The 26,551-nt window shown below is 42.2% G+C and carries 27 protein-coding genes; 16 read left to right on the forward strand and 11 right to left on the reverse strand.

The window, feature by feature from the left end:
* Positions 1–98: 98 nt before the first annotated feature.
* The 5 genes from FGG79_RS13655 to FGG79_RS13675 all read left to right on the forward strand — a co-directional run bounded on the left by FGG79_RS13655 (position 99) and on the right by FGG79_RS13675 (position 5,161).
* A complete protein-coding gene (locus tag FGG79_RS13655; protein WP_138779236.1) occupies positions 99–1,025 on the forward strand; it encodes a glycerophosphoryl diester phosphodiesterase membrane domain-containing protein in 927 nt (308 codons plus the stop codon).
* A 104-nt stretch (positions 1,026–1,129) separates the two neighbouring features.
* Positions 1,130–1,786 carry a DUF4129 domain-containing protein gene (locus FGG79_RS13660; RefSeq protein WP_240794280.1) on the forward strand — a complete coding sequence of 219 codons (657 nt, stop codon included), beginning with the start codon at positions 1,130–1,132 and terminating at the stop codon, positions 1,784–1,786.
* A 9-nt stretch (positions 1,787–1,795) separates the two neighbouring features.
* Positions 1,796–2,926: a DUF4350 domain-containing protein gene (locus FGG79_RS13665; RefSeq protein WP_240794281.1), complete on the forward strand. Its 1,131-nt coding sequence runs from the start codon at positions 1,796–1,798 to the stop codon at positions 2,924–2,926.
* Positions 2,923–3,852, forward strand: a complete 930-nt coding sequence (locus FGG79_RS13670) for an AAA family ATPase (RefSeq protein ID WP_138779239.1) — start codon at positions 2,923–2,925, stop codon at positions 3,850–3,852. The genes FGG79_RS13665 and FGG79_RS13670 overlap by 4 nt, the downstream gene beginning before the upstream one ends.
* Complete coding sequence (locus FGG79_RS13675) at positions 3,803–5,161, forward strand: DUF58 domain-containing protein (protein ID WP_240794282.1); 1,359 nt, start codon at positions 3,803–3,805, stop codon at positions 5,159–5,161. Before FGG79_RS13670 ends, FGG79_RS13675 begins: the two co-directional genes overlap by 50 nt.
* Here the strand turns inward: FGG79_RS13675 and FGG79_RS13680 are convergent.
* On the reverse strand, positions 5,153–6,115 hold the full coding sequence (locus FGG79_RS13680; RefSeq protein WP_138779241.1) for a stage II sporulation protein M: 963 nt from the start codon (positions 6,113–6,115) through the stop codon (positions 5,153–5,155). The two genes, FGG79_RS13675 and FGG79_RS13680, sit on opposite strands and share 9 nt — an antisense overlap.
* 103 nt (positions 6,116–6,218) lie before the next feature.
* Between FGG79_RS13680 and FGG79_RS13685 the strand changes: the two genes are divergently transcribed.
* Positions 6,219–7,028: an RDD family protein gene (locus FGG79_RS13685; protein WP_138779243.1), complete on the forward strand. Its 810-nt coding sequence runs from the start codon at positions 6,219–6,221 to the stop codon at positions 7,026–7,028.
* 341 nt (positions 7,029–7,369) lie between these two features.
* Complete coding sequence (locus tag FGG79_RS13690; protein WP_240794283.1) at positions 7,370–9,328, forward strand: phospholipase D-like domain-containing protein; 1,959 nt, start codon at positions 7,370–7,372, stop codon at positions 9,326–9,328.
* Between the two features lie 58 nt (positions 9,329–9,386).
* Here the strand turns inward: FGG79_RS13690 and FGG79_RS13695 are convergent, their stop codons facing one another.
* Together FGG79_RS13695 and FGG79_RS13700 are read right to left on the reverse strand one after the other, a co-directional pair.
* Positions 9,387–9,674 carry a hypothetical protein gene (locus FGG79_RS13695; RefSeq protein ID WP_138779245.1) on the reverse strand — a complete coding sequence of 96 codons (288 nt, stop codon included), beginning with the start codon at positions 9,672–9,674 and terminating at the stop codon, positions 9,387–9,389.
* Between the two features lie 289 nt (positions 9,675–9,963).
* Entirely contained in the window at positions 9,964–10,764 is an 801-nt protein-coding gene (locus FGG79_RS13700) for a VLRF1 family aeRF1-type release factor (protein ID WP_138779247.1), read from the reverse strand.
* 772 nt (positions 10,765–11,536) lie between these two features.
* Here FGG79_RS13700 and FGG79_RS13705 point away from each other — a divergent pair.
* Positions 11,537–11,953 (forward strand): GNAT family N-acetyltransferase, encoded by a 417-nt coding sequence (locus FGG79_RS13705; protein ID WP_138779249.1) that lies wholly within the window; start codon positions 11,537–11,539, stop codon positions 11,951–11,953.
* Between the two features lie 25 nt (positions 11,954–11,978).
* On the opposite strand, the gene FGG79_RS13710 is transcribed toward FGG79_RS13705, so the two are convergent.
* On the reverse strand, positions 11,979–12,413 hold the full coding sequence (locus FGG79_RS13710; protein WP_138779251.1) for an RDD family protein: 435 nt from the start codon (positions 12,411–12,413) through the stop codon (positions 11,979–11,981).
* A gap of 163 nt (positions 12,414–12,576) precedes the next feature.
* On the opposite strand from FGG79_RS13710, the gene FGG79_RS13715 reads away from it, so the two are divergent.
* The gene (locus FGG79_RS13715; protein WP_138779253.1) at positions 12,577–12,810 is read left to right on the forward strand and encodes a hypothetical protein; all 234 of its coding nucleotides are present in this window, start codon (positions 12,577–12,579) and stop codon (positions 12,808–12,810) included.
* Positions 12,811–13,088: 278 nt separating this feature from the next.
* On the opposite strand, the gene aldA is transcribed toward FGG79_RS13715, so the two are convergent.
* Positions 13,089–14,537 (reverse strand): aldehyde dehydrogenase, encoded by a 1,449-nt coding sequence (gene aldA / locus FGG79_RS13720; RefSeq protein ID WP_138779255.1) that lies wholly within the window; start codon positions 14,535–14,537, stop codon positions 13,089–13,091.
* Positions 14,538–14,710: 173 nt separating this feature from the next.
* Positions 14,711–15,733: an NADP-dependent oxidoreductase gene (locus FGG79_RS13725; protein ID WP_138779257.1), complete on the reverse strand. Its 1,023-nt coding sequence runs from the start codon at positions 15,731–15,733 to the stop codon at positions 14,711–14,713.
* A gap of 110 nt (positions 15,734–15,843) precedes the next feature.
* Between FGG79_RS13725 and FGG79_RS13730 the strand changes: the two genes are divergently transcribed.
* A complete protein-coding gene (locus FGG79_RS13730; RefSeq protein ID WP_171050930.1) occupies positions 15,844–16,752 on the forward strand; it encodes a phosphotransferase in 909 nt (302 codons plus the stop codon).
* A gap of 45 nt (positions 16,753–16,797) precedes the next feature.
* On the opposite strand, the gene FGG79_RS13735 is transcribed toward FGG79_RS13730, so the two are convergent.
* Positions 16,798–17,301: a peroxiredoxin family protein gene (locus FGG79_RS13735; RefSeq protein ID WP_138779261.1), complete on the reverse strand. Its 504-nt coding sequence runs from the start codon at positions 17,299–17,301 to the stop codon at positions 16,798–16,800.
* Positions 17,302–17,472: 171 nt separating this feature from the next.
* Between FGG79_RS13735 and FGG79_RS22150 the strand changes: the two genes are divergently transcribed.
* Together FGG79_RS22150 and FGG79_RS13745 are read left to right on the forward strand one after the other, a co-directional pair.
* Positions 17,473–17,790, forward strand: a complete 318-nt coding sequence (locus FGG79_RS22150) for a phospholipase (RefSeq protein WP_138779263.1) — start codon at positions 17,473–17,475, stop codon at positions 17,788–17,790.
* Positions 17,781–18,965: an acyltransferase gene (locus FGG79_RS13745; RefSeq protein ID WP_138779265.1), complete on the forward strand. Its 1,185-nt coding sequence runs from the start codon at positions 17,781–17,783 to the stop codon at positions 18,963–18,965. Before FGG79_RS22150 ends, FGG79_RS13745 begins: the two co-directional genes overlap by 10 nt.
* Before the next feature lie 127 nt (positions 18,966–19,092).
* Here FGG79_RS13745 and FGG79_RS13750 read toward each other — a convergent pair whose 3' ends face one another.
* Entirely contained in the window at positions 19,093–19,536 is a 444-nt protein-coding gene (locus tag FGG79_RS13750) for a GNAT family N-acetyltransferase (protein WP_138779267.1), read from the reverse strand.
* Between the two features lie 352 nt (positions 19,537–19,888).
* Between FGG79_RS13750 and FGG79_RS13755 the strand changes: the two genes are divergently transcribed.
* Positions 19,889–20,611, forward strand: a complete 723-nt coding sequence (locus FGG79_RS13755) for a 5-formyltetrahydrofolate cyclo-ligase (RefSeq protein WP_138779269.1) — start codon at positions 19,889–19,891, stop codon at positions 20,609–20,611.
* Between the two features lie 146 nt (positions 20,612–20,757).
* Here FGG79_RS13755 and FGG79_RS13760 read toward each other — a convergent pair whose 3' ends face one another.
* From FGG79_RS13760 to FGG79_RS13770, 3 genes are all read right to left on the reverse strand, one after another.
* Positions 20,758–21,315 carry a beta-class carbonic anhydrase gene (locus tag FGG79_RS13760; protein ID WP_138779271.1) on the reverse strand — a complete coding sequence of 186 codons (558 nt, stop codon included), beginning with the start codon at positions 21,313–21,315 and terminating at the stop codon, positions 20,758–20,760.
* Positions 21,316–21,342: 27 nt separating this feature from the next.
* A complete protein-coding gene (locus FGG79_RS13765) occupies positions 21,343–21,840 on the reverse strand; it encodes a hypothetical protein (protein ID WP_138779272.1) in 498 nt (165 codons plus the stop codon).
* A 128-nt stretch (positions 21,841–21,968) separates the two neighbouring features.
* Positions 21,969–22,619 (reverse strand): cobalamin B12-binding domain-containing protein, encoded by a 651-nt coding sequence (locus tag FGG79_RS13770; RefSeq protein ID WP_138779274.1) that lies wholly within the window; start codon positions 22,617–22,619, stop codon positions 21,969–21,971.
* Positions 22,620–22,966: 347 nt separating this feature from the next.
* Here FGG79_RS13770 and queF point away from each other — a divergent pair, with 347 nt between their 5' ends.
* The 3 genes from queF (at position 22,967) to FGG79_RS13785 (ending at position 26,496) form a co-directional block, all read left to right on the forward strand.
* Positions 22,967–23,464, forward strand: a complete 498-nt coding sequence (gene queF / locus FGG79_RS13775) for a preQ(1) synthase (RefSeq protein ID WP_138779276.1) — start codon at positions 22,967–22,969, stop codon at positions 23,462–23,464.
* A gap of 412 nt (positions 23,465–23,876) precedes the next feature.
* On the forward strand, positions 23,877–24,725 hold the full coding sequence (locus FGG79_RS13780; RefSeq protein WP_138779278.1) for a YitT family protein: 849 nt from the start codon (positions 23,877–23,879) through the stop codon (positions 24,723–24,725).
* A gap of 130 nt (positions 24,726–24,855) precedes the next feature.
* Positions 24,856–26,496, forward strand: a complete 1,641-nt coding sequence (locus tag FGG79_RS13785; RefSeq protein WP_138779280.1) for a DUF2339 domain-containing protein — start codon at positions 24,856–24,858, stop codon at positions 26,494–26,496.
* The last annotated feature ends 55 nt before the right edge of the window (positions 26,497–26,551 follow it).

A 26,551-nucleotide genomic window follows, 5' to 3' on the forward strand; every position in this document is an offset into this window, starting at 1 on the left:
GAAAAATGACAAAAATTTCATCATCGGGAGGAGGAATAATGTTAAAATAAGCGATATATTGTCAAAATTTGAAATATTACTAGTAGGGGGATTTAAGAGTGAACGCACAATTTAGTAAACCTAAAGGATTCGGTGAAATATTGGATCACACATTTCGCTTGAGTAAGAACCATTTTAAAGACTTTTTCTTCGTTTTTCTAATTTTATTAGGACCTGTTTATTTACTGCAGGCACTCGTTGAACTGGCATCAGGCATCAGTTTTTTTAGAACTGCGGGGAGCGGTGAGACGTGGTTCGATGGGGTGATCAACAGCTTCTCAGGAGAAGTAGCCACCGAAGCAGGACAGGGGATGAATCTGGGGACAGAGCTTGGTACAGGTCTGGTCGGTCTCATCGGTACCATTCTCATGCCTATCGCACAAGCTGCGATATTATTTACCCTCAATCATATGAGGAAGAATGAAGAATACTCGGTAAAGCAAGTAATCAAACAGGCATTCTCCCGTTTTTGGCCGATTATCGGAAGCAGTATTCTGTTCGGACTGATTGTGTTTGTGTTAGTCATAGTTCCGATTATCATAGTCACCTTTGCAGGTGTTTTCGGTTCTGCATTCATGGACACTGGTGCGGGTATCGTCATAACCATGATTATCTTGCTACTTGTTTTTGCTCTTGTCGTCGCATACCTCTTAACCAGATGGAGCTTCTATCTTGGAGCGGCAGCAATTGAGCATGACGCCCCTGGGATCGGAAGAAGCTGGAGCTTGACTAGGAAGCGAACATTGACGCTGGTTGGTTTATATATAGTGTTTGCTCTGATAATTGGAATAGTCAGCACGGCCTTTGAATTTACGTTTGGATTGGTCCTTGGGAATAGCGTTCTGTACGGGATGATTGTCAATGTAGTGAGTTTATTTACATCGATGCTGTTCGCTGTCGGATTCGGGGTCATGTTCCTTGACTTGAGAACAAGACACGATGCGGACGATTTGAAAGAAATGATTGATGACTATCACACTATTTAATCGAAAGGCAGTCACTTGAGAAGAGGATGTAACGAGTCTCGGCTCCGAGGGGCATTTTCTTAAATGCACCCGAGCTTTGATCTGAAAGTTAGGTGAAAACATTGTTGGATGAAAGAAGAGCAAAGGATCAAATCAAAGACATCCTGGAGGGGGAGGAATATAAGGCATACCAAGATGAGTCACAGGGCTTGCTTGCAGGTTGGTGGCAAAGAGCCCAGGAATGGTTAGCTGAGCAACTTCAAAAAATAAATCCGTCTTTCGGACCGACAGACGCTGCCGCTTCCGGCATTTTGATCACTTTGATCGTAATCGTCTTGGCCGTTCTTCTCGTGATAGTATTCTTCATGGTTCGAACCAGGGTGCGGATACGTAAATTCCGCTCCAACAAACCCCTTCAATCCTTGAATGAAATGGAGTGGTCCTATTCAAGCCATTTGGAAGAAGCATACAAGCAAGAGGCACTCCACGATTATTCAAAAGCGACACGGCACATGTTCTTGGCACTGCTCCTGTACTTCCATGAAAGAGAATATCTGGAAGCGAGGGTTTGGAAAACGAACTGGGAATATTATGATGAATTGCAGAGGGTCAATCAGGGGTGGGCTGACCGGTTTTATAAGCTTGCTCTCTTGTTTGATGAGGTAGCGTATGGTGAGCGGGATGTGAACGAAAGTGAGTATCTTCAGTATAAACATCAAGCCGAGGAATGGTTGGGAAACGGTGAGGATCCATCGTTAGACAGGTTGAGGGAAGGGAGGTAGGAATGAGCATTGAAATCAAATATTAAGGCGTGGATTTGGCTCGCCGTTCTTCTCGCTTTATTTATCATGACAGGTGTCTTTCTTACTCCAGAGAAGCTAAAGGAATATCCGGCCTATCTTTCAGATTCTCCTTCTCCTACTGGGATAAAAGCACTTTATACCTATTTGAAAGATGAGGATGGGTCTGTAGAGCGTTGGTCCTTTTCACCTGCCCGGTTATCAGATACGGATTCCAATCAACTCTTGATCATGATAGAACCATTTTCCATTCCGGACGGAAAAGAAATGGAAGAGTACGAGAATTTCATAAAGGCTGGTAATACCATTCTTCTATTCAAAAAGAATCCAAAAGGAATGTTTGATCAGAAGTCGATTATTATAGACAAAGGGATAGACGGGTCCATCATACATGATCGTGATGGACATACATATCATTCCAATCAGACATCCAACGTACGATTAGAAACGACCTCTGAAGATACGATTCTATTAGAAGACCGTGATGGGACGATTGCCCTCAAATCTAATGTAGGTAAAGGGCACTTGATTGTCTCGACGTCACCGGATTGGATGACGAACGAGAATATCTTAACAAAAGATCACCTCCCGTTGGTGCTTACCTTATTAGAAAGTGGGGGAGCAGAAGATGGGGCGATTCTGGTGGATGAATACCTTCATGGTGGAGAGAGTCAGGCTTCTGTTGCAACTCTGTATCCAGAATGGCTGTTGGTCCTGTTGCTCCAATTTGCAATCCTTACCCTCCTTTCGCTTTGGATGAAAGGGAAACGATACGGGGGGGTTATCACACCCCGTGAAGAAATGGTCCGATTCAGTGATGAACGTATCAAAGCGTTAGCGGCCTGGTACCTGAAAGGGAGACAATACAAGGCTTCCCTTGAGATTCAATCCGAATATGTTCGACATCTCTTCCAGGAACGGTGGGGTATCCCAACGGGTAAAGAATGGCCGGAATTGAAGGAGACATTGGAACGGAGAATAAAGACTATGTCGAATAAAGAAATTGCTTCATTTATATCAGGGATAAAGAACGTGTTAGCAAAAGAATATGTGAACAAACAGGAATACATTATGTGGTCTAAGAAAATCGAATTATTCAGGAAAGAGGTGGAGGATCGTTGAAACCAGAAATCACATCCTTAATGGAGAAATATGAAGAGCGCATCGTGGGGCAGGGGACGAATCTTAAACTCTTATTGTCCTCCATTCTGGCAGGAGGACATGTCTTGATCGAAGGAGTACCTGGGACAGGAAAGACACAAATGGTCAAGACCCTGTCACGATTGCTTGGAGGAAGCTTTAACCGGATTCAATTCACGCCGGATCTATTACCGAGTGATATTACGGGAAGTACAATTTACAACATGAAGGACAGCAGCTTCCAAACGATCAAAGGACCGATATTCACGAATATCCTGTTAGCGGATGAAATCAATCGGACACCTGCGAAAACACAGGCGGCTTTGCTTGAGGCTATGGAAGAAAAGCAGGTCACAATCCAAGGAGCGACGTACCCTCTTGAAGACGTGTTCTTTGTGGTGGCAACCCAGAATCCAATCGAATTTGAAGGAACATATCCCCTGCCAGAAGCGCAGCAGGATCGATTTCTGTTTAAGCTCGATATAGATTTCCCTTCATTTGAGGAAGAGAAAAATGTGTTAAAACAAGTGGTTGAGAATCATTTTGAAACAAGTGAAGTGGGAGCGGTACTAGACATTGAAACGTTCTTGTCGATTCGAAAGGAGATCGAGGAAGTCACTCTCAATGATTCAGTATTGGATTACATTATGCAAATAGTCAGAAAAACCCGGGAAACGGAGTCAATTCGCTTCGGGGCAAGTACAAGGGCGGCGATTTCGATTGGAAAAGCGGGTCGGGCGTGGGCGTATCTATCAGGCCGAGATTACGTCACACCGGATGATATTAAGATGGTGGCAAGACCGGCTCTTAGACATCGCATCCAGTTATCCCCGCATGTAGAATTGGAGGGACTGACCATTGACCAAGTCATCCAGGAGCTTATTGGGTCGATTCCTGTTCCAAGATAAGGGGATTCTGCCGACAAATCGGCTATTGATTACGTATATGCTCTTTTCAGGTCTATTGATGGTAGGAACACTGATTGGATTGTCGTGGCCGCTGATTTTCATCCTAAACGGTTTATTTATCGCAGGGAGTCTCTTTGATTTGTTTCTCTCCCCTTCGAAAAAAGAAGTTGACGTCATCCGCAGTATCCCAGACCAAATGGAGAGAGGTCTCGAGTATGTTGTCAAATTAAAAATCAAGAACACCTCTTCCCGTAGCGTTTCGTATCGGATCATAGATGGCACACCGGAAAGCTTTCAAACGTCTTTTCCTTTAGAAGGGAAGCTCTCCAGTGAATCAACAATGGCTATCACCTATGATGTGGTGACGCCTGTAAGAGGAGACTATCGTCTATCCAAACTGTATCTCCGGTATCGGAGTTCAATTGGATTGTGGGAAAAACAGAAGACAGTGGAAAGCAAAGATGATGTGAAAGTTATACCAGATTTGACTGAAACGAAAAGAGTGTTAGAAAGTGCCCAGAGATTCCTGCTATATGAAGGAATGAAGATCAAGAAACAGCAGAGCGGGGCAGGTGAGTTCTCCAAGATCAGGAGCTATGTACTCGGAGATGACCCTAGAAAGATCAATTGGCGTCAAACAGCCAAGCTCAGGGAAGTGATGACCAATGAATATGAGCCTGAGCATGGGAAATATATTACGATTCTGATTGATTGCGGAAGAATGATGGGTGCGGAACTGACAAAAGGCAATCGATTAGAGAAGTCCATTGAAGCTGCACTTACCGTTACGGCAGCTGCCCTGCAAAACGGGGATTATGTATCGGTCCTTGCTTTCAGTAAAAATGTAGTGGAATACATTCCTCCGGCTAAAGGGATGGGGCATCTGCAGACCATCCTTCACCGCATTTATAATCTGGAGGTGGATGCGGCGGAATCCAATTATGCATCCGTTCTCCATTACGTTCAGACGGTTCAAAAGAAACGGAGCCTGTTGTTATTGTTTAGTGATATTCACACATTTCTTCATGAAGATAGTGCACTGTATTATTTACAGCGTCTCCGGAAGCAGCATCTCTTCTTAACAATCGGGATAGAAGATGAATTGGTCATGGAAAGGATTAAAGCAGACCCTGTTGATACAAGGCAGGCAATGATGAAGAGCATGGCACAAAAGCAGATGCTAGTGAAGAAAAAGGAAAAAGCTAAGTGGGAAAAACAAGGCCTCCTGATGGTGGAGGCCCGTGAAGAAACACTAGCGGCGACGGCCGTTTCGTATTATATCGACATGATGAACAGGGGGTTATTGTAGTACCCCTTTGTTCAAGCGAAGTTTACCGAATACCATATAAAGAATCAGTCCTATAACTGTTAACAAAGCCACGATGTACTTTGACGGAAGGGAAATGGCTGCTGGTGTGATGAAGCCTTCGATGATTCCAGCAATTACGAACAACGGGATCGTACCAAGGAGGAGCTGGACAGAACGTTTCGCCTGCTCTTTCAGTTGGAAGCTTCTGGTGAAGCGGCCGGGTACAAAGAGCTTATAGCCCATTAATAATCCTGCACCACCTGCGATGAAGATGGCGGTAAGCTCGATGATTCCGTGGGGAACGATATATGCCCAAAATTCGTAACTCATGCCCTGGTGCCAGAAGAGAGCGGCCAGCGCACCAATGATGACTCCGTTGTACACAAGCATGTAAACCGTTAACAGACCGAATGTAACTCCGCCGGCAAAGGCAAGAAAGGCAACTTGGATATTATTCGTCATGATCGAAGCCGACATAATCGAAGAATCTACTTGACCATCACTTTTTCCTAAATTACTTGGGTCGACCCCCTGGGACAACTCGGGTGGCAAAATAGAGTAAATGTGAAGGGGATCATTCATAACCGATAGGAAAGCCCCCAGTGCTCCGACTGTAAATAAAATCAATGCGAGGATGACGAATTTCCATTGCTCGAGAAGCAAACCGATGAACGTGGTGGAGAAAAAATGTCTAACCTGTTTTCCACTCGTGATTTGATCTTTATACAAGAGATTATGAGATTTCGAGACGAGACCGTTTAAATAATCTGTGACCTCTTCACCTGGAAAATAGGTTTGGCTGTACGATAAATTCTGTGCAGCCTTCTGATAAAGACGATTGAATTGATCAATGGTGGGACCGGTCACGTTTTTCCTTTTTCGAAGGGTTCCGAGTAGTTCCTCAAGGCTCTTCCAATCGTCCCGGTGCTGCTTAACAAATTGTTTCACGTTCATTTTGACACCTACTTGTACTTGGATTTCTTATCTCTTATTATAGTAAGTTTAGCAATAAATAGAAACAATTAAAGGTAAATTCATCCATTAGGAGGGGATTGTATTGCACGAAGAGCAAGTCGATATCAGAACCCCCGAGTATGTCTCACTGAAATTTCAACCAGCGGGTTTAGGCAGCCGGGCAGCTGCTCTTATGATTGATCAGCTGCTATTAGGCGTCATCAATGTCCTGATTGTAGTTCTTCTTTTATACGCAACATGGGGAAATAGAGGACCGTTTGGCCTGTATATGTTCGACATCGACTCAACCCTGTGGGGCCTTGTAATTATCACCATATTTGTTCTGAATTGGGGATACTTCTTCGCTTTAGAATATTACTGGGGTGGAAAGACGGTAGGGAAACGCCTATTAGGCATTCGCGTGATGCAGGAAAACGGGCACAGTGTCACGCTTCTATCCTGCTTTATTCGCAATCTATTAAGAATCATCGACATGCTCCCGGCCGCTTATTTCCTTGGAATCGTGATGGTCTTCCTTCATTCCAAGCATAAGCGGGTGGGGGATCTCGTAGCTGGAACCATTGTCGTACATGAGCGCCGGCTAAAAAGAAAGAAAAGAGAAAAAGCGATCGAAAAAGAAATTCGTCAACGGGGTCTTCTTAAAGAAAATCTTTCAGTTGAAGAGTGGCAGCTAAAGCAACTGAATACGAAAGAATGGAATCTCGTTAACACGTATAGCAAACGATTCATGCAGCTTCCCCTTTCAGAACGGAACAACCTGACCAAACAACTGGCATCCATCCTCTATCCGAAACTGGGTATGGAGATAGAAGACCAAACCTATGAAGATATTGAAGATACGCTTCTTCTAATTTATGTGGTATTAAGGGAAGAATGGGAATTTGAATTGTAGGTAGCAAAGTCTTAAATGGACTTTGCTTTTTTTGTGTGATTTTTTTGTGAGTATTTTAGCCCTGGATAGGAGTAAAAAACGAGCATTGAATGTGACTTATTACCTAATTGCGTTGGCTGGTTGGTATTCAAGGGTTTCTGTACGTAATCAGGAAATATCTTAGAAAATATAGGTAAACAAGTAGGGAATTAGAGATGTCAGTTTACACTGACTCTACAAAATTTACAAAATAATAAGAAAAATAATGTCCATTATCCCATTACATTACAAAATGCGACAAAATATACTTGTACTGTAATCATTATTATACATTTGATATGTATTCTGAAAGGGGAAAGGGTATGAGGACAAAAAAGGTTTCATTATCGGTCATCAGTATTCTATTTTTACTTACTGGAGGATTCATTCAGCCCCAGGGTGGAATGAATAAAAGTGTGGAAGCTGCAACTCAGTCAGCTGTCATCAATGAAGTGGCATGGATGGGAACGACGGGTTCTTATAATGATGAATGGATCGAATTGCATAACCCAACTTCATCCGATCTATCTCTGGATGGATGGGCCCTTGAAGCCGAGGACGGATCACCAAGCATTGCCTTAAGTGGGACAGTTCCGGCACAAGATTATTTTTTACTGGAAAGAACTAGTGATAGTACGATTTCAGCGGTAGTAGCTGATCAGATTTATACAGGAAGCCTTGGGAACTCCAATGAAACCCTGTACTTGAAAGACGCATCAGGTGTGGTTATCGATGAAGTGAACAGCTGGTATGCAGGGGACAATACGACGAAAGCAACGATGGCACGGGTTGATTCCTCTGTCAGTGGAACGGTTTCAACAAATTGGAATACAGCAACCACTTCATATGAAGGTGGATTCGGAACGCCTAAAGCCGCAAACAGTACAGCACCAGCTAGCGGTAGTGAATCCCTCACAAATGTAAGTGAGGAGCTTGGTGCGATCAACGTGTATTTCAACAAAAGCGCATCGACTCAATATGCGACGACAGGCAACGAAGCGAATTACAATGTAAATTTGGAGGATCGCTTGCTGAAACGTTTAAATGATGCAACGACATCCATCGATTTGGCAACGTATGAAATTAACTTACCACGAGTGATCGATACGTTAATGAATAAAGCAGCCCAAGGGGTGGACGTACGAATTCTTGCTGATGCAAAGGATAGCACAGATCCTCATTACGCAGAGCGCTATGAAACGATGCGCTTATATTTAGAAAAGCTCGTCCGCGGACAGGATGGCGTAGTCGGGACAGGGGATGATGCTCATATCTTATCCGATTCTCCTATGTTTGTCGTAGAAGATTCGGCGAAACGTGCATCATACAATCTGCCTGCTGATTTCTCAGATATTCCACAGCGAAACGTGACGGTCGGAAGCACAGCGACGACAGGTTATATGTTTGTGGAAGGGGAATTCAAAGACACAGACAGCTACTATTCTCCCGGCAATCAAATGCATAACAAATTTGCCGTGATCGATGGGAAATGGGTCTTCACAGGTAGCTGGAACTATACGGTGACGGGACTTTATGGTACTGAAGAGAACATGAATCAAGGAATTCTTGATGGAAATCAACAGCATGTTGTAGAAGTTCATTCTCCGGAACTTGCTTCGATTTACAAAACGGAATTCGAAGAGATGTGGGGAAGCGGGACAACGACTCCTGATAATACGGTTTCCAACTTCAGCACCCGCAAAATCGATAATACGCCTCATACACTGACAATCGGTGGTGATACGGTTGAAATCTATTTTTCTTCCGGTGATGACGCTGTTGGACGCATGACGGAACTTGTGAAAACAGAAGCCGACGAGAATGCGTACTTCACCATTTTCGCTTGGAGTGATCAGGCACTAGTGGATGAATTAAAGAACAAATGGGAAGGAAGCTATGTGGATAACCAGGGTACATTGACAGGCTTTGATGTAAAAGGCTTATTCGACCCGAGCTTTTGGAATCAATGGTGGTCTGCGAGCATTGAAATGACAGGTAGAACGGCCGCGCAAACGAGTACGAATAATCCAAACACTCGTTGGGCGAATTCGGCACCCGTGTACTCAGCAAATGAAAGCCGTAAGCTTCATGCCAAAACGATGCTGATTGACGCTGACACGAACAGCGATCCGACCGTTATCGTGGGATCGACTAACTGGAGTGAAAACGGCAATAATGTCAACGATGAAAACATGCTCATTATCCATGACGACGCCATTACGAACCAATTCCTTCAGGAGTTCAATGCCAGGTACGTGAATGCCGGCGGGGTTGTACAGTAGAATTTTGTTTCATGAAAAAGGATGGTTCTCTTTGTTCGAGAACCATCCTTTTTCTGTTTTATTCCATCCCGGGAGCCTTCTGTATTTCAAAAATAAGTACAATTGCAGTGATCGCATGGGCAATCAATCGGATGACCGGGAAGAAATTCAAGAAAGCAGCTAGAATTCCAAGAATACTTCCTAGGATCGGCTGATCTTCCGACCTTGAGATATACAACACGCTTGCATGCCACAGAGCTATTAAACAGAGGAGAAAAGGAATGGATTCTCCGGCGATATTACCAAAGATGGGTACAGCCAAAAATAATTCAATTGAAAACGACAACCATTTTATACGTGAAAGCACGGACACACACCTCCTTATTTTAATGTATGAATACAGGAGGTGTATGTGCTTGGTTAAGTGAAATGTTTTTGAGCTAGAAGGAATTTATCGATTTATGTAGAATGGCAGATATGTGAGGAATATGGCAGATAAAAGATGAAAACGACAGATAAAAGATGAAAACGACAGATAAAATGAAAATATGGCAGATAAATCTCTAAAACGGCAGATAACTTCCCTCTGCCGAATAAATACAGCTGCCTCAAACACAAATGGCCACCGTCTTAACCGAAGACGGTGGCCATTTAGACTAAGCCAGTAACTTCTCTACAACCGTATGCTCATTTTCATTCAACAAGTTTTTTCCGATCGTTTCATGGACTTCTTTATTCATACTTTCTTCTAACACAGCCGCTTCTTCCTTATCTCCGACTAGAACGATTCGTTCCCATTTTTCATCGGCAGCCTTTTTGTCGAGGATGCTGCCAAGACTTTTCCACCAGCGCTGTTGATTCGCCTTTAGGCGACTTTCGTATTCTTCCTGCTGATTGCCTTTTCCGCCGCTGCTTCCCATACTGACATCTGCGTGATGGGGTCCTTCGTGCTTTCGCCAGTCATCGGTTTCCAAATCGAATTCCATGAACTCGCTGGACTGGATCTCTCCAAATGCGGAGGTTAGAATTTTGATTTGGTTTTGTTGTAAAAGCACTAATCCTGTATAAGGATATTCTTGATGCAACGATTTAAGTTGATCAAGATGGGGATTCTCTTCCCAATAGATATTGGTTTCCACCGGGACCTGGAGTTCGAATGTCTCCCATATACCGCTATCTGCAGAAGCGAAGATGATGAAGCTTCTTGGCAGTTCGCGCTCTAAGCTATGCACGAATTTTTCTACTTTTTGACGGATTGCTTGGAGTCTTTCTTTTTCCTCCGGGGCACTTTCAAGGTATTCTTCCAGGCGGTTGAACCCGTTTTTAAGGGAAATCTTCCATTCTCCCCCTTGCTGATCAGGGTCGCTTCGGTCTGTATTTAAGTAGATTGTCAGCAATTTATCCGGCTTCTGCAAGTATAAATTCTCAAGTACGCTCAGTGTTTCTTTGAAAGACATGGAATTCCTCCTTATAGAAATCTTACTGTTCATATAAACGGTTGAGGCAGTGTTTAAACATCTTTTTGAAAGGCTCTTTTCGTAAACTTTGTTGCTATTGAAGGTAGCGAGTGCTAGTTGATTTCCGCTGCAGGTGCTCGCTTTCCGCGGGGCGTGAGTTGAGCCTCCTCGGGCTTGCCCTGCGGGGTCTCAATGTCTAGCTCCGGTGGCTAGCCCCTCGAGGTCATAAGCTAAATGGTCCATGAAGGCAAAATGCGCCTTCACAGCCCATTCATCTTATGCTTGTCGGGGCTGATCGAGCCACCTCCGCTTTTCGTACTTTCCCGCAATTCCCGCAGGAGTCGAGCACCTGCAGCGTAAATCAACTTACTAAGTATGAGGACGAATCTACTACTATACACGGCTAGAAAACATCAATTTTCAACGTGTGCAGTGGTCGATTTAAGCTTGAATAGTATGATACTATTTCATTCGTTTTTTTCACTAGTAAGCTCTGTCACAATATCTCATTTAGATGGTGAGGGGAACGGCGTAGACTCCTGCGGAAAAACGGGCGTGCCGAGACCCCGGAAGCGCAGCTGAGGAGGCTTGGCCGTTCGTCCGCCGGAAAGCGAAGCTGTTCCCCTCATCATCTATCGCAAACACTCATTGACAGAGCATTGGCAGCTCCTATGTTAGAAACAACAATCTTTGCGAAAAGAGCCTTTTGAAAAAAGGGAATTGACTGGGAATTAAGATTGAGGAACAATAGAGTGATAAGGGGGAAGTGAAGATGAAAATTACAAAACAGTGGGTTCAGGAAGATAGTGATTACATACGAAAAAGATTAGTTGAGTACAATATGACTCAGATTGATTATGAAACAAAAACGCCACTCGAAAAGATTAGTTTTGTACTGAGAAATGATGAGGACGAAATCGTTGGCGGCGTGGTAGGGGAAATGTTTTGGCATCATCTGCACGTCGATTTTCTTTGGGTGTCAGAAGACTTTCGCCACGGAGGATATGGCTCAAAATTAATCCACCAAATAGAAGAATACGCAAGGGAAAAAGGATGCCATCTCGTCATGCTGGATACATTCAGCTTCCAGGCACCGGACTTTTATAAAAAAATGGGCTATCGGGAGTTCGGGGTACTAGAGGATTTTCCTAAAGGAAGAAGCCAGCATTTTATGGAGAAACGATTGTAACAACCAGCCGGGGCTGGTTGTTTTTTTATGCATCAAGATGGCTGGACATTTCTTCAGAAGTTATTTTCGTCACATAGGTTCCGGCAATGAAGTCGTGAATCGCACGCTTGTCCTCCCGAAATATGACGAAAAGGCCACTGATCAGCAATCCCACTCCGAATGTAATAAGATAAAAAAGTCCTGCTACAACATTTCGCATCAGCATGTTTCCAATATGTACGTTACTTCCATCTTTTTTCACAATGCGTATGCCCATCGTCTTTTTCCCTACATCATATCCCTTCCAGAAAACAGGTGTAAGCAATGAATAGAGAAACACGATCAGGGAGACGATTGGGTCGTCAGGATTAAATTCATCGGTCACAATAGCGAATAATATAAGTAGAGGGAGGTTGATGAAGAATCCATTTGCAATTCCTGCCCCGAGCCTTACCCAAAAGCCAGCTGGTTGAGTGATCATCGCATAGCCTCCTTTCTGTCAAAGTATATGAAAATTGTAGCATATAGAGGAAGTGGATGTGTTCCATAAAGTTAATAATCTGGAAGAAATCAGATGAATCATGTTTTATGTTCTACACATCGGGTAAATATGTACTATCAAACATTCGACGGGAGAGAAAAATATGAGCTATATTAATCAGGGGAAAGAACGTATTCAATTTGATCGCAAGGGGAAGACAAGGGATTTACATATACTGGAGTGTACACAGTGTTCGAATGAATTCCGTTCGACGATGAATGTAAACGAAATAGAGTGTTCAAATTGCTCAACGTCAACAGATCCTAAAATTGATCTTTCCCTGTTTAAGGTCATTGGGTTTATTGAAAATTTTCAAGGGAGTGAAGTTCGTTGCTAAATAAGGATAAATTGACAGATTTGAAAATGGATTTTAATGATATTCTTTGGATGAGTTCAGGAGTTGCAATTATTCTTTCCTTACTCGCATTGGCAAATTTCTTTATCTTAGCTTGAGGATTTAAGAAAGCATTGACCACAAATAGCAGATCATTCGTAATGATATGAAGAAGCTTCCAGTGATTCGAAAATGAATCACTGGAAGCTTTTTTAAATGAATAGTTTAGAAAAAAATAACGTACCCGCTTTCTCTAGAGAAAGCGGGTACGTTTCATGTGGTTATCCTTTGTAGTTTTCATCGTATTCAAGATAAACGACGTGAGTTTCCAAGTATTCATTTAGTCCATGTTTCCCGTCTGCTCCGCCGATTCCTGACTGACCCCGACCAGCATGGAATCCATTAATAGCTTCGAAGTTTTCACGATTTACGAAGGTTTCCCCGTATTGAAGCTCGTTAGCAGCTCTCATGATTTCATGGAGATTCTCACTAAAGATCGAAGAAGAAAGGCCATATTCCGTATCGTTGGCAAGTTCCAGCACTTCATCAAAATCCTTGTAAGTCATGATGGGAAGGACAGGCCCAAAGATTTCTTCCTGGATGATATCCATATCCTGTTTTACGTCCACAAGAACGGTAGGTTCATAGTAGAAGCCTTTTTCCACATTGACGGGCTTTCCGCCTGTAAGGATTTTTGCTCCATTTTTAACTGCGGTATTAACCATTTCTGTCACGGTTTCCAGTCGATCCTTATTCACGAGCGGACCGATCTCGTTGTCCCGGTTTGTTGGGTCGCCAACTGTTGTATTTTTCATAGCGTCGGTCATTTTACTGATGAATTCTTTGGCGACATCCTCATGGACATACACCCGTTCAGCATTCGTACAAGCCTGCCCGGAATTTGTGATTCTGGAGGTTTTGATCTTCTCCACGGCCAGGTCAATATTTGCATGCTTCGTGACGATGGCAGGCGCCTTGCCGCCTAGCTCTAGGTTTACTTTTGTAATGGATTTTGACGCTGCTTCCATCACTTTTGAACCGGCTGGATAGCTGCCCGTCATGGACACCATTCGGACCTTAGGGTGGCTGGACATCGGGTTGCCGATATCTGACCCTTTTCCAGTCACAAGGTTGAAGACTCCATTAGGAAGTCCTACTTCGTCTATGATTTTAGCGAATTCACATGCCGTGTTTGGTGTGTACTGACTTGGTTTCAGGACGATGGTACATCCTGTTACGAGAGCAGGGGCTACCTTTCTTGCCAGGATGAACATCGGGAAGTTCCACGGAACGATTCCTGCAACTACTCCAATCGGCTTCTTATAAACGAGTATATTTTCATTTGAACGTTCACTTTCAAGGATTTCTCCTTCGTAACGGAGCGCCCATCCAGCCATGTAGCGGAAGTACTCGATAGCAAGATCGACCTCTCCCTCCGAGGCATCCAACGTCTTCCCATTTTCATCCGTTAACATCTGAACAAATTGATCACGTCTCTCTTCCAATTTATCAGCAATTTTATTTATATAAGAGGCACGTTCCTTAGATGGAACCCTTTTCCATGAAAGGAAAGCCGTATGGGCTGCCTCCACTGCGTGATTAACATCCTCTTCCGTACCCAATTGGATGGACGATATCATCTTCTCATTCGCGGGGTTAATGACATCCCACGCTTCATTTGACGTACTATTAACAAATTCTCCATTAATATATAATTGATACTTCTTCACGATTACTCCTCCTCATAGTACTGGCTCTTCACATATCTTGTACTTTCCCTTAGCAGGGGGAGGAGTAAACCTGTGAATGTGCAAGGAAAGAGGGACGGACCTCCCTCACACATACCTGAATATTGATGCAACAGGGTTTTGGTGAGAATATGGAGGTCCGTCCCTCGAGATGGTTATTTACTTGGGTCGGCGATTTTGACGAGTTGTTTGCCGATGTTTTTTCCTTGGAAGAGTCCGAGGAAGGCGTCGGTTACGTTGTCTAGGCCTTCTGTGATGGTTTCTTCGTATTGAAGTTTTCCTTGTGAAAGCCATTGGCCGAGCTCAGTTGCTCCTTCTTTGAAGCGGTCACTGTAGTCGCTGACAACAAAGCCTTTCATGAGAGCACTTGATTTGATTAGTTTCGTTTGAACGCGGGGTCCAAGATCCCGGTCGGTTTTATTGTATGAAGAAATCGCCCCACACACTGGTACACGTGCATGTTTATTTAGTAAACTAAGGGCAGCGTCACCGATTTCACCACCGACATTTTCGAAATACACGTCGATGCCATTTGGACACGCTTCTTTTAACGATGCATAGATATTATCGGTCGTTTTGTAGTTGATACCTGCGTCGAATCCCAGGGTATCTGTCAAATAGCTGACTTTCTCCTCAGACCCTGCAATCCCTACAACACGTGCTCCTTTGATTTTGGCGATTTGTCCCACAACGGATCCAACTGCACCTGCAGCACCGGATACAACAACGGTTTCGCCTTCTTTAGGTTGACCGATGTCCATAAGTCCGAAATAGGCAGTTAGTCCAGTCATACCAAGGATACTTAAGTGTGTAGAAATTGGTGCGACACTCGGATCGATGGAACGGACTTCTTTTTCACTTGCAAGGGAATATTCCTGCCAAGGCAGCATGCCAACTACGAAATCACCTTTTTGGAAGTGATCTGATTCTGACTCGACGATTTCTCCGACCACTCCACCTGCCAACGCTTCATTTAATTGGAAGGGAGCTACATATGACTTGGCATCGGACATTCTGCCGCGCATATAAGGATCCACGGAAAGGTAGAGTGTCTTCACTAATACTTCACCACTGGATGGCTTAGGCACTTCGATCTCCTTGTAAAGGAAATCCTCTTTCTGAGGCATTCCTTCAGGACGGGAGACTAATTGGATTTGTTGCTGTTTTTCAGGTAGCATAAATATTCCTCCTTCTCATTTTACAATATTAATTATTTCCGATTACTAAAAACTTATCACATGAGGATCAATGTCTACAATGAATAACACTTGAGAAAGGTGTGATGCATATGTCACCTGTGTGGGATGCTGAAGTGGCTGTTACCACCCGTCAGGCGCAACGATGGATAGAGTCTCAGTTTCCAAACCTCACTCCGGCTAGAGTCGAGATCATGGACTATGGTTTTGACAATACAGTCATGAGAGTAAACGATGATTGGGTCTTCCGGTTTCCACGAAGGAATAGTGCAGTGAAGCTATTGGAAGTGGAAGGACAACTCTTGCCTCTACTCGAAGAACGTGAATTGAGTTTGCAAATCCCGATTCCTGCCTTTTACGGCAAACCTTCCTCTCAGTACAAGTGGCCATTTCTTGGGTATCGATTCGTTGAAGGAACGATTCCATCACGTGCTCATGTAGTAAAGAGAAAGGAATCAGCTTCCGTGATGGCGCGCTTTCTCAAAAAACTTCATGGAACAAATGTGACAGAGGCGAAACAATGCAGCGTACCCTTTGATGAACTGGATCGCTTACATGTAACAAAACGTCTCCCTGTCTTGGAAAAAAACATTCGGGAAGTGAAAGGGCTAAGGCTATTTCATCAGATGGGAAAGTTAGAAAGATATCTTCATCAACTTCCTGATAAGTCGTTGTCTGGTAAAACCACATTAGTTCATGGCGATCTTCATTTTAAAAATATTGTGGTGAATAGAGAAGGAGTGTTATCAGGGGTGCTCGATTGGGGTGATGTACACCTTGGTCATCGAGCCGTTGATTTCAATCTGATTTTCAGTTTTCTCGATCCGGATGGCCGGAGGATCTTTTTAAATGAGTATGGGGAGATTCATGAAACCGAGTTGGATTATGCACGCTTTAAAGCTATCTATACCAATGTCGTCTTACTTCTATACGGATACCACGAAGATCAGTCTCATACTGTAGTAGAAGCACAGAAAAGCCTGGAGCTTGCCCTGACATAAAAAAAAGCCGAATTGACGGAAGAGTCAATTCGGCTTTTTAGTTTCTTACTTCACATTTTTTTGAATATATTTCACAATCTTACGTAGCTCATTTGCATGAGGACGGCCAAATGGGCTGGTTTGTCTCTGTTGATACATCGCTTGTCCCTTTTCATTAATAAGGAAGTAAGCCGGTTCACCATGCTGTCCATGGTCATCATAAGGGGCATCTTCACCATGATAAAAAACATCATAAGCTTTGATGGCCTCCAATTTTTCGTCAGCTAAAATCGGGAATGTCAGATCCTCTTTATTCGCAAACTCCTGTAAATCTTCCATTTTATCACTTGAAATCGTCAATAAGTGAACATTATGTTTTTCGAAGTATTCTTTGTTTGCTTGAAGCTCTCTTAATTCTTCCTGACATACCGGGCACCATGACCCTCTGAAAAAGACGATGAGATGCCAGCTTTGATGTTCTTTTTGATGATCCTCGAACGAGAATGTTTCACCTGAAACTGCAGGGAGCGTGAAGTTTGGTACCGTATCATTTAATTGAAAAGTTGCCATTATTCATTCCTCCTAAAGTTTTATTCAATTCATATAGGCGTTAGGACAAACCTAACTACAGCAAAGTACATAAAGTATAGTAATTTATTTTTCCTACATAGGGTGTATTTCCCTTTGTATGAGAAATAAAACGTATCAATGTGCAGATAATGACTAGAAAGGAAGAAATCAATGAGAAATGATAATCGTAGCCCAAAACTATGTATTTTCCCTGAATACAAGTGGTGTGGCCCTGGCTGTAGTGGACCTGGTGCGCCTATCAATTCAGTAGATGCCGCATGCAAAGCTCATGATCTATGCTACGAGAGGTACGGCCCGACCTGTGAGTGTGACCGTATGTTCATGAAGAAATTGAAGAAAGAAATCAATTCCCATACTCGAAAGGGAAGACATGCCTTCCTCTTCTATCAATATATGCAGCTGCAGACGAAAGTTAAATGTCAGAAGGATAGATGTGGGAGAAATCGGTGTAGAGGGTCTTGGATTTAACTATAAACCGCTTGGTTTTTTCAAGCGGTTTTATTTTTGGGGAATGGTTAAAACAATCCAATTTTATGAAAGTGGGAGAAATTATGTCATCCATTTCATCAAAAAAGAAAAAATATCTCTTTGAAATACATTTCTTAAGAGCATTTGCTTGTTTAGCTGTACTAGGAGTTCATGTTTCCGCAACGTATTATTCTATGAATGATAATACCTTTAATTGGTTCTCTTACTTTTTAAATCAGGTAGGACGATTTGGAACACCAATTTTTGTTGTGATAGCAGGATTCTTACTATTTTATCAAGTGAAAAGGAACACTTATTCATTTGGTAAGTTTGTAACTTCCAGATTTTCGAAAATCGTTTTGCCATTAATTTTATGGAGCTTTGTCTATCGCTTTTTACTTTATTATTTTGATAATCATCAAATTGGAGACATGAAAACTGAACTTGTGAAGATTTTTACTGGTGACCACTTTTATCATCTCTATTTTATTGCTATTATTGTTCAATTTTATTTTATCTTTCCTATTTTGCAAAAGTTCTTCAGATCGAAATTGGGATTAATTATTTTAACTGCTCTTTCACTCTTTATTAGTTATAATATGGTCGGTTTTAATCCTGGAATGGATGGGTTTATTGGGGACTTTATAGCAAGTAAGTCATTCATGCCTTTATGGATTTTCTATTTTTCATTCGGTGGTCTTTTGGCATTTTTCTGGGATGATATTAGAGATTTCACAGCAAAGTTCCCTTGGATTATGTTAATACTATCTTTAGTCATAACTGCAGGTGCAATAATTGAATACACATTCAATGGAGATCTTACGAACAGAAGAGTAAGTAATTTATTAAATATTCCCCTGCTATCCATTGCTACTATAGGGATGTATCCAATACTCTCTCAATGGAATGTTATGAAAAAGCCCTTAACACTTTTAGGGAAATATTCAATGGGAATTTATCTTGTTCATCCCCTTGTCCTTCACTTAATGAAAATATATTTACCTAGTTCTATATGGAATATGATATACCTGCCAATAACATTTACGTTTGTATTATTTATTTGTATAGCAATAATTCGGCTTATTCAATACTTTCCACTTAGCGGTTATTTTATTCCCGTGCCAAAAATAAAAAAAAATTTTGAGAATGTAACATCAAAAAAAGTGATTGCATAGACGAAAGAACCGAGACGATATTAAATTATCGCTCGGTTCTTTTTTAGTTGAAATCACTAAAGACAGGTCAGTACGGTTTTAATGGTGCTAATCATACAGGACCTTATGAATTGAGAACCCATGGTGATTATATAAGAGTAAACTTATAATGATACACCCTGTCCTCCTTAATATAACCGTTCCTTTCATACAATGCCTGTGCCCTCACATTATCCCAATCCGTTTCTAAGATAAGCGATTGTGCGTTGGTAAGTTCTGCATGTGCCTTCGCTGCATCCAACAGCATTTGACCTGCACCCATATTCCGAGCTTGACAGGATACATAGAGATCATTCAGTTTCCAAATCCGTTTCATATAAACGGAAGTGAAGGATGGGTACAATTGTGTGAATCCTACATATTCGTCATGTTGGGTCGCTATGAAAATGACTGACTCATCTTGGGACAGGCGGTCTTCTAGATATTTCCTGGCGCCAACCCTGTCCGACATTTGATGGTAAAACATGCGATACGAATTAAACAGTTCCACTAGTCCTTCCAAATCTGACAGTCGAGCACGAGATACTTTCATCCAATCACTCCTTACACCTCTTATTTTATGAAGGCCGGGCCATAAAATGACGGTTAGTGAGGGTCAAAGTTTGAAATATGATAAGGCTAGAGGGTTGGTTTTCTTGAGAAAAATAGTAGATTAAAGGTTGTTGGTTTGCTTATAAGGGGTGGATGAGGTTAATATGAACGGTCTTGGAGGTGGAGTGAGAGGTGAAATGGGGCAGGGAGTTAGGTAAAATGAGATTATTGCGTCATTTATGGACGTATTTGCGTCGTTTTTTGAATAATTGCGTCACTTTCATTGGTTTATGCGCATTTATACATAAAATGGAAAATACTCAGAGGTGAGCTAACTCTAAGGAGGTTAAAAAATGAGCGACAAAGATGAAATCAGGCATAAAGTGTGGAGTCGCCTGACAGAAAAGAAGCTTGGTCGGTTTCCATTTCCGCTAACAGGCAGGATCCCCAATTTCATAGGAGCAGAGAAAGCAGCATCATTTGTACAGAGTATGGACATTTACAAAGCTGCAAGTGTTGTGAAAGTAAATCCTGATTCACCACAGCTGCCCCTTCGTGCGTCCGTACTTAAAGACGGGAAAACGCTGCTGATTCCAACTCCTCGTTTGAAGGATGGATTTGTCATGATCAAACCTGAAGGGGTCCCGATTGGAGAAGAAAGAAAAGCTGCGAGCATCAAGCATATGAATACATATGGGAAAGTCGTGCCCTTGAGCGATATCCCCGGCATCGACCTTATTGTAGTGGGCTCTGTCGCCATCCATCCCGATGGAAGAAGGCTTGGCAAAGGAGAGGGCTATGCTGATCGTGAATACGCCATCCTTCGCGAAATCGGAAACAACAGAGTGCCCGTCATAACTACCATTAACAGTGAACAACTGATAGAAGATGACATACCGAGGGATTCATATGACCTTGCAGTCGACTGGATCATAACAGAAGAAGGCATCATCGAAACCCTCACCCCCTATGAAAAACCCCAAGGAATCGAATGGGACCATGTAACCGAAGACGAAATGGACAAAATGCCCATATTGAAAGAAGTAAAGGACTTTGCCAGAGGGACGGACCTCTAAATCCACCTCGAAAAGCTTGATATAATAGGATTTGTGTTGTAAATATACCTGATTTTTGAGGTCCGTCCCTCTAAGTGGCCTCCAAGTGGTACAAAAAAATCCATGAGGGCGGATGTGCCTTCATGGATTTTTTATTATGTTAGTAGTTAGTAGCCTTCAACCACCAAATCAAGCTTCCCTGTCTCTGGACTGATGACGAGTCCGTGAACGGGAATTTCCTTGTCCATTAATGGGTGGTTCTTGATCATTTCGACACTGTGGGCGACGCTTTCTTGAACCGAGCTGAAGCCTTTTAGCCAATCGTGGAGGTCAATGCCTGAGTAGTTGACGGTATTGAGTGTTTCTTCTCCAATACCTCGGTCTTTCATTTTGTCCAGGATTTGGTGGCTGTTGATTGCACTCATGCCGCAGTCGTGGTGACCGATCACGAGTACTTCATCTGCCTGGAGTTCATAAACGGCAACGAGCAGGCTGCGCATGATACTTCCGAATGGGTGACTTACAACTGCACCGGCATTTTTTACGACTTTTACGTCACCATTTTTCATGTTCATGGATTTAGGCAAAAGCTCTACTAAACGAGTATCCATACATGTAAGAATAACTAAGCGCTTGTCTGGGAACTTGGTTGTTCTGTACTCTTCGTATGATTGTTCTTGTACAAATTGCTGGTTGTAATCAAGTATGTTCGTCAATAAAGTCATATCGTAGTCTCCTATAAAAAAGTATTGTTATTTCACAGTTTGTTCTAAGTGATGTTCAATCTCTTTTATTTTATCCATAATTTCTTGCCGATTCCAATCAGAAGTATTGGCAAGCTTCAAATATAATGAAGATACTTTAGCCAGTACTTCGGTCAGGTTAGGCTCTTTCCCTGTAAAAGGAGCATTGCCCATGAGATCAATTAAACCATTCATTTGTTCTGAAACTTTTTTATACTGATGATCCTTCGAGATGACAGCAATATGAAAATACTGCTGAATATCTGAAAACTGATAATAGATATCAAATAGCTCAAAGGAATCGTTTTTCTTCAGGTTCAGTTCCATTTTGCCCTGTGTGTGTTTATGGATAATGCGGGCAAACTTTGGTGAGCTTTCTTCTTCGATGATGGACATGAAGTTCTCACCTGGCTTTAAAAAGTCATAGCCGGAATTCGAAGCATCGATTAGTTGATACTGCCTATCCAATAAGAGATAAGGAATCGGGCATAAATGTAAATTTTCCACACGATCACTCCTTTGTGAAAGGTTTACGAACGTCAATGACTAAAAGCCCTATCCAGTAAGATGAGAGGTACCATATAGAAAGACATTCAAGAGAACCCTTTTTTCTTCGACTGCATGTACTTAAGGAGTTAGCCCTTCAGTGAAACAGGTTGCCCGGTTAAATTGGTAAGATGGTGATCGAGTTCTATCAAATCATGAAAACTTGACGCCCTTGATTCAAGTAAGAAATCAAGTGAATAATGAGAAATTAATCTGCCACCGACCAGGATATCTATCTCTTGATGCTGTGCTCTGATCTCTTCTAAGCACTCTTTTAATCGGACCAGTTCCGTTGTCATACCGATGGATATTCCAATGGCATGGGGCTTCCACGCCTCAATAAAACGTAAGGCATCTCTGGTGGGTACGTTGGATCCCAGGTAACGGGTATTCCAGTGTCTTTCTTTGAATACCTCGTTTGCAAGTTCCAGCCCTAGACTATGATGTTCACCTTCTATACAGAACAATAGGGCTTTCGGCTGGTTTTCGAAAGCCTCTTGATGGGTAAAGAGAGTAGCAAGCAAATATTTAAGAGTGGCAGTGGCAAGGTGCTCATCTGCTACAGTAATATGATTTTTCTCCCAAAGTTCACCAACCTTATACATGGATGGCTTAATGATTTTCTCGTAGAAAGTGAAATTGTCCATTTTCGAGTGAATGGATGACGAATGCAATTCCAATAAGGCCTGCACGTCTCCCGCGAGAATAGACTTAGTGAAAGACTGGACCAGTTGATTCATTTATCATCACTCCTAGCGATAACCCTAATTAATATATTCAATAGATAGATTTGAAACTCCTTCTATCCATTTCAATTTATAATTGGAGTTGACTTTGACTAAATTGTTATTTAATATAACCTCTGTAACACTTAATGTTGCTCAAATATTGAGAGAGGTTCATAGCATTAACCCTCTATAAAAAACTATGGTACTTTGAATCTGATTTGGCCAAATTTGCGTCAAATTATCATTTAAGCGTAACAGGATTTTACACATTGTGCAATTCACGTGCCTGTTATGTCGATTCTTAGGCTAATGCTATGTCCTCCTTACATTCGGGTCACTTTGAAGGGGAGGATTTTTACATGTCAGGAAGAAAAGACGAAGATTTAACAGATTTATCATTACTTGGGAATCAAGGAACAAAATATTTATTCGAGTATGCCCCTCACATCTTAGAGGCATTCGACAATAAGCATCCAAACCGGGATTATTTCGTGAAATTCAACTGTCCTGAATTCACAAGTCTTTGCCCGAAGACAGGTCAGCCTGACTTTGCAACCATCTATATCAGCTACATCCCTGGTGAAAAGATGGTGGAAAGTAAATCACTCAAGCTCTATCTGTTCAGTTTCCGTAATCACGGTGATTTCCACGAAGACTGTATGAACATCATCATGAATGATCTTATCGAATTAATGGATCCGCGTTATATTGAAGTGTGGGGGAAATTCACTCCCCGTGGCGGAATCAGCATAGATCCATACTGCAACTACGGGAAGCCTGGTACGAAATATGAAACGATGGCAGACCACCGTTTGATGAATCATGATCTGTATCCGGAAAAAATCGATAATCGGTAAAAGTCAGGAACGATTCTGTTACAGGAATCGTTCTTTTTTTGTAGCTGAATATTTCTATAGAAATAAAATTAGAGAATTATATATGCGTTACCTGCAACACTTTGTGTGACTTTGGAGCGAGTTCGTACGGGATTCATGCTTCGGTCGTGAAACATGCCGATTAGCGGTCGTTATTTTCAAACACGACAATATACGGGAGGTCTACTGATCATACAGAGTTTTGAACTGAAAAGGCCAGTAACCGAAAAGCCTATCCTTATTGCATCTGCAAACCCTTGCAATTTTCACAATTATTAAACCTTATTTTTTTAGCCGGATTCCCTTTACAAAGGGTCTTGATGGGCTTTATAATCCCGTTGTTCAACTATTTACGGAAAACCTAAAAATTTTAAAGAAAAAGGAGGTTGCGGTGATGCGACAAAGAATATTTTCCTTCTTAATGATGAATCTTGGTGCATTTCTAGTTTCGGTTAATGTCCATTTTTTCTTATCGCCTAATAATTTAGCGACAGGGGGCGTCAGTGGATTGTCGATCATCATGAACGATCTGTTTCCAGAGATGTCCCTTGGACTGTTCATGATTATAATCAATATCTTGCTATTTATCGTCGGTGTGATCTTTCTTGGCTTTAATTTCGGTGCGAAAACCATTTACGCAAGTTTCGCCCTTTCATTCTATGTTTGGTTATTAGAAAGATTTGCTCCTATGAGCGCGCCATTAAGTGATGATATTTTAATTCAATTGATTATCGGCCAATGCATTGCCGCAATCGGTATGGCGATCGTGTTCAACCAACAGGCATCAACCGGTGGAACGGATATCGTGGCCTTGATCTTTAATAAATATTTCAATATAGATGTAGGACGAGGCGTTCTGCTAGCGGATTTATCCATTGCAATGTCCTCTGCAGTGTTATTCGGTCCACAAGTCGGCATGTATGCGTTCTTCGGTGTCATCCTTAACGGATTGGTCATCGACTACGCACTACAACAATTTAATTCGAATAAAGAGATTGTGATCATCAGCCGGTACAGTGATGAAATCAAGTCGTATATCGTGCACGAACTTGGAAAAGGGGCGACGATTCATACGGCAACGGGAGCATTTACTTCCGATGAGAAGGAGGTCATCACGACCATCCTCGGCCGCAAGGACTTCACCAGACTGAAAGGATTTATCACCCAAGTTGATAACCGTGCCTTTATCACAGTCCATACAATGAATGAAATTCTTGGTCAAAACTTTAAACGACTGGCGTAGAAACGAAGCTTCACCTTTTCAAGAGGGTGAAGCTTATTTTTTATGGTCAAGAATAATCATCTACTTCTCATAAAAAATAAAGGTAAATCTTCCATCCTTCCAGTATAAATAGAAGTAAGGGGGTGGAGATATGGAGAAGGAAGAGTTTGAAAGGTTAGAGAGGAAAATCAGCTTTTTGGAAAAAGAGCTTTATTATGTGAAGCGACAGTTGATCCAGGCAAAGGGAGAGATGGATTCACCTGTTATACAAAAAGCAGATGTATATGAGGCGCAGCACGATAAGACAATCGCTACTAAAGCAAACGACCCATTAATCGAAAAAGAACCTTACGATTTTTCAGTCGAACGCTGGCTTCCTAAAGTGTTCCTGTTTGTCCTATTAATAGGTAGTATATGGGGCTTCATGGCAGCTTCCCAAAATGGCTGGGTGACACCGGGTTTAAGAGTGCTTACCGGTGTTCTGATCAGTTTCATCATGTACTTCTTAGGAGAAAGATATAGTCGGGATCAGCGTAAATTATCCATTACATTATTATCAGGAAGTATCGTACTTGCCATCATTACATTATTTTCTGCAAATATCCTGTATGGATATATTGGCGGATGGCTGACGAATCTTCTATTGGTCATTATCATATCAGTCGGGCTGTGGGCTTCCCATAAACATAGTTCCCAATTGATTCTGTGCTTGATTGGGGCAGGAGCGTATCTGTTTCCGTTTATTTTCTCAGGGGATGAAAGGAATGAATGGTTGTTTTACGGGTATGAATTGGTGCTGTTCTTTGTGTTGATGACGTTCAGCACGTTGAAGAGGTACCGCGTTGCCTGGAATATCCATTATTATTTACTGTATTTCTCCCTATTTTTCTTCGCAGCGTTTGGTATTGGGGAGATTACGCTGACTATCCTTATACCATTTGCAATTCAGCATGGGTATCTCTTATTGTTGATCATACTTAACCGGGATGAACGGGTGAGCGCTGAAATGATTCCGGCATTGGTATCGGGAAGCTTCATCCTGCTGGGGCTGCTCAATGATATCTATACTACGATTCCCCTTTATTACTATGTCATCTTTGCAGGGGGATATATCGGAGTGTCATTTGTTGAACCGAAGGAAAAGAAACGAACGAAGGACGTATTACTCGTCCTTGGCTTCCTGTATGTACTTCTATTCTTATTTGAATGGTTCGAATACGATTGGCGTTTCGTATTGGTGGCGATACAGGCCATTGCCCTTCTGTTTCTTGCAGGGAGACGTGAAAGTTATATTGGGCTTGCAGGCTCATTTTTATTGATGATGTTCTCTCTATTAGGCGTGTTGATCGGGAATTCCGATGACTTTTTTACGATAGAATTGCCGGTTTTCGTATTGGCATTCGGGTATGTCTATCTGTTTTCCCATTACAATCAACTTGAATCTTCATTTTTGAATGTTTCTAGAAACACGATGAAAGTTGTTCTAACAGGACTCGTGATGTTCTTCGTGCTGAGATTAACGGATTATATCGTAATCGGCTGGGACTACACGCCGCGGACAACAGCCTTCACGGTAGCCATTGCTGCTCTATCCATTCTGTATCTCATCTATGGTGAGAGCAGGAAAGATGCTTTCTACCGCTGGGTGGGAATCAGCTTTTTAGCCCTTGCGCTAGTGAAATTTTTCCTTGCTGACCTTGTGTTCCTGGACTTCACGATCCGTGCCATGATCTTGATTCCAATCGGGGTAATCGGCCTTGTGTTATCAAGGATTTTATATAAAAAACGATAAACATATTGCAATAGATGTCAGAATAATTATATAATGGTGATATCAACTGACGTTT

Source organism: Bacillus sp. BHET2, from assembly GCF_005938125.1.
Lineage (GTDB): Bacteria > Bacillota > Bacilli > Bacillales > Bacillaceae_B > Rossellomorea.

Coding starts and splice junctions, on each gene's coding strand:
- FGG79_RS22150 (WP_138779263.1), top strand. CDS start 17,473: ATGAGAAATGATAATCGTAGCCCAAAACTATGTATTTTCCCTGAATAC.
- FGG79_RS13710 (WP_138779251.1), bottom strand. CDS start 12,413: ATGATCACTCAACCAGCTGGCTTTTGGGTAAGGCTCGGGGCAGGAATT.
- FGG79_RS13780 (WP_138779278.1), top strand. CDS start 23,877: ATGCGACAAAGAATATTTTCCTTCTTAATGATGAATCTTGGTGCATTT.
- FGG79_RS13725 (WP_138779257.1), bottom strand. CDS start 15,733: ATGCTACCTGAAAAACAGCAACAAATCCAATTAGTCTCCCGTCCTGAA.
- FGG79_RS13770 (WP_138779274.1), bottom strand. CDS start 22,619: ATGAATCAACTGGTCCAGTCTTTCACTAAGTCTATTCTCGCGGGAGAC.
- FGG79_RS13715 (WP_138779253.1), top strand. CDS start 12,577: ATGAGCTATATTAATCAGGGGAAAGAACGTATTCAATTTGATCGCAAG.
- FGG79_RS13680 (WP_138779241.1), bottom strand. CDS start 6,115: ATGAACGTGAAACAATTTGTTAAGCAGCACCGGGACGATTGGAAGAGC.
- queF (WP_138779276.1), top strand. CDS start 22,967: ATGTCAGGAAGAAAAGACGAAGATTTAACAGATTTATCATTACTTGGG.
- FGG79_RS13755 (WP_138779269.1), top strand. CDS start 19,889: ATGAGCGACAAAGATGAAATCAGGCATAAAGTGTGGAGTCGCCTGACA.
- FGG79_RS13700 (WP_138779247.1), bottom strand. CDS start 10,764: ATGTCTTTCAAAGAAACACTGAGCGTACTTGAGAATTTATACTTGCAG.
- FGG79_RS13760 (WP_138779271.1), bottom strand. CDS start 21,315: ATGACTTTATTGACGAACATACTTGATTACAACCAGCAATTTGTACAA.
- FGG79_RS13705 (WP_138779249.1), top strand. CDS start 11,537: ATGAAAATTACAAAACAGTGGGTTCAGGAAGATAGTGATTACATACGA.
- FGG79_RS13785 (WP_138779280.1), top strand. CDS start 24,856: ATGGAGAAGGAAGAGTTTGAAAGGTTAGAGAGGAAAATCAGCTTTTTG.
- FGG79_RS13735 (WP_138779261.1), bottom strand. CDS start 17,301: ATGGCAACTTTTCAATTAAATGATACGGTACCAAACTTCACGCTCCCT.
- FGG79_RS13730 (WP_171050930.1), top strand. CDS start 15,844: ATGTCACCTGTGTGGGATGCTGAAGTGGCTGTTACCACCCGTCAGGCG.
- FGG79_RS13750 (WP_138779267.1), bottom strand. CDS start 19,536: ATGAAAGTATCTCGTGCTCGACTGTCAGATTTGGAAGGACTAGTGGAA.
- FGG79_RS13690 (WP_240794283.1), top strand. CDS start 7,370: ATGAGGACAAAAAAGGTTTCATTATCGGTCATCAGTATTCTATTTTTA.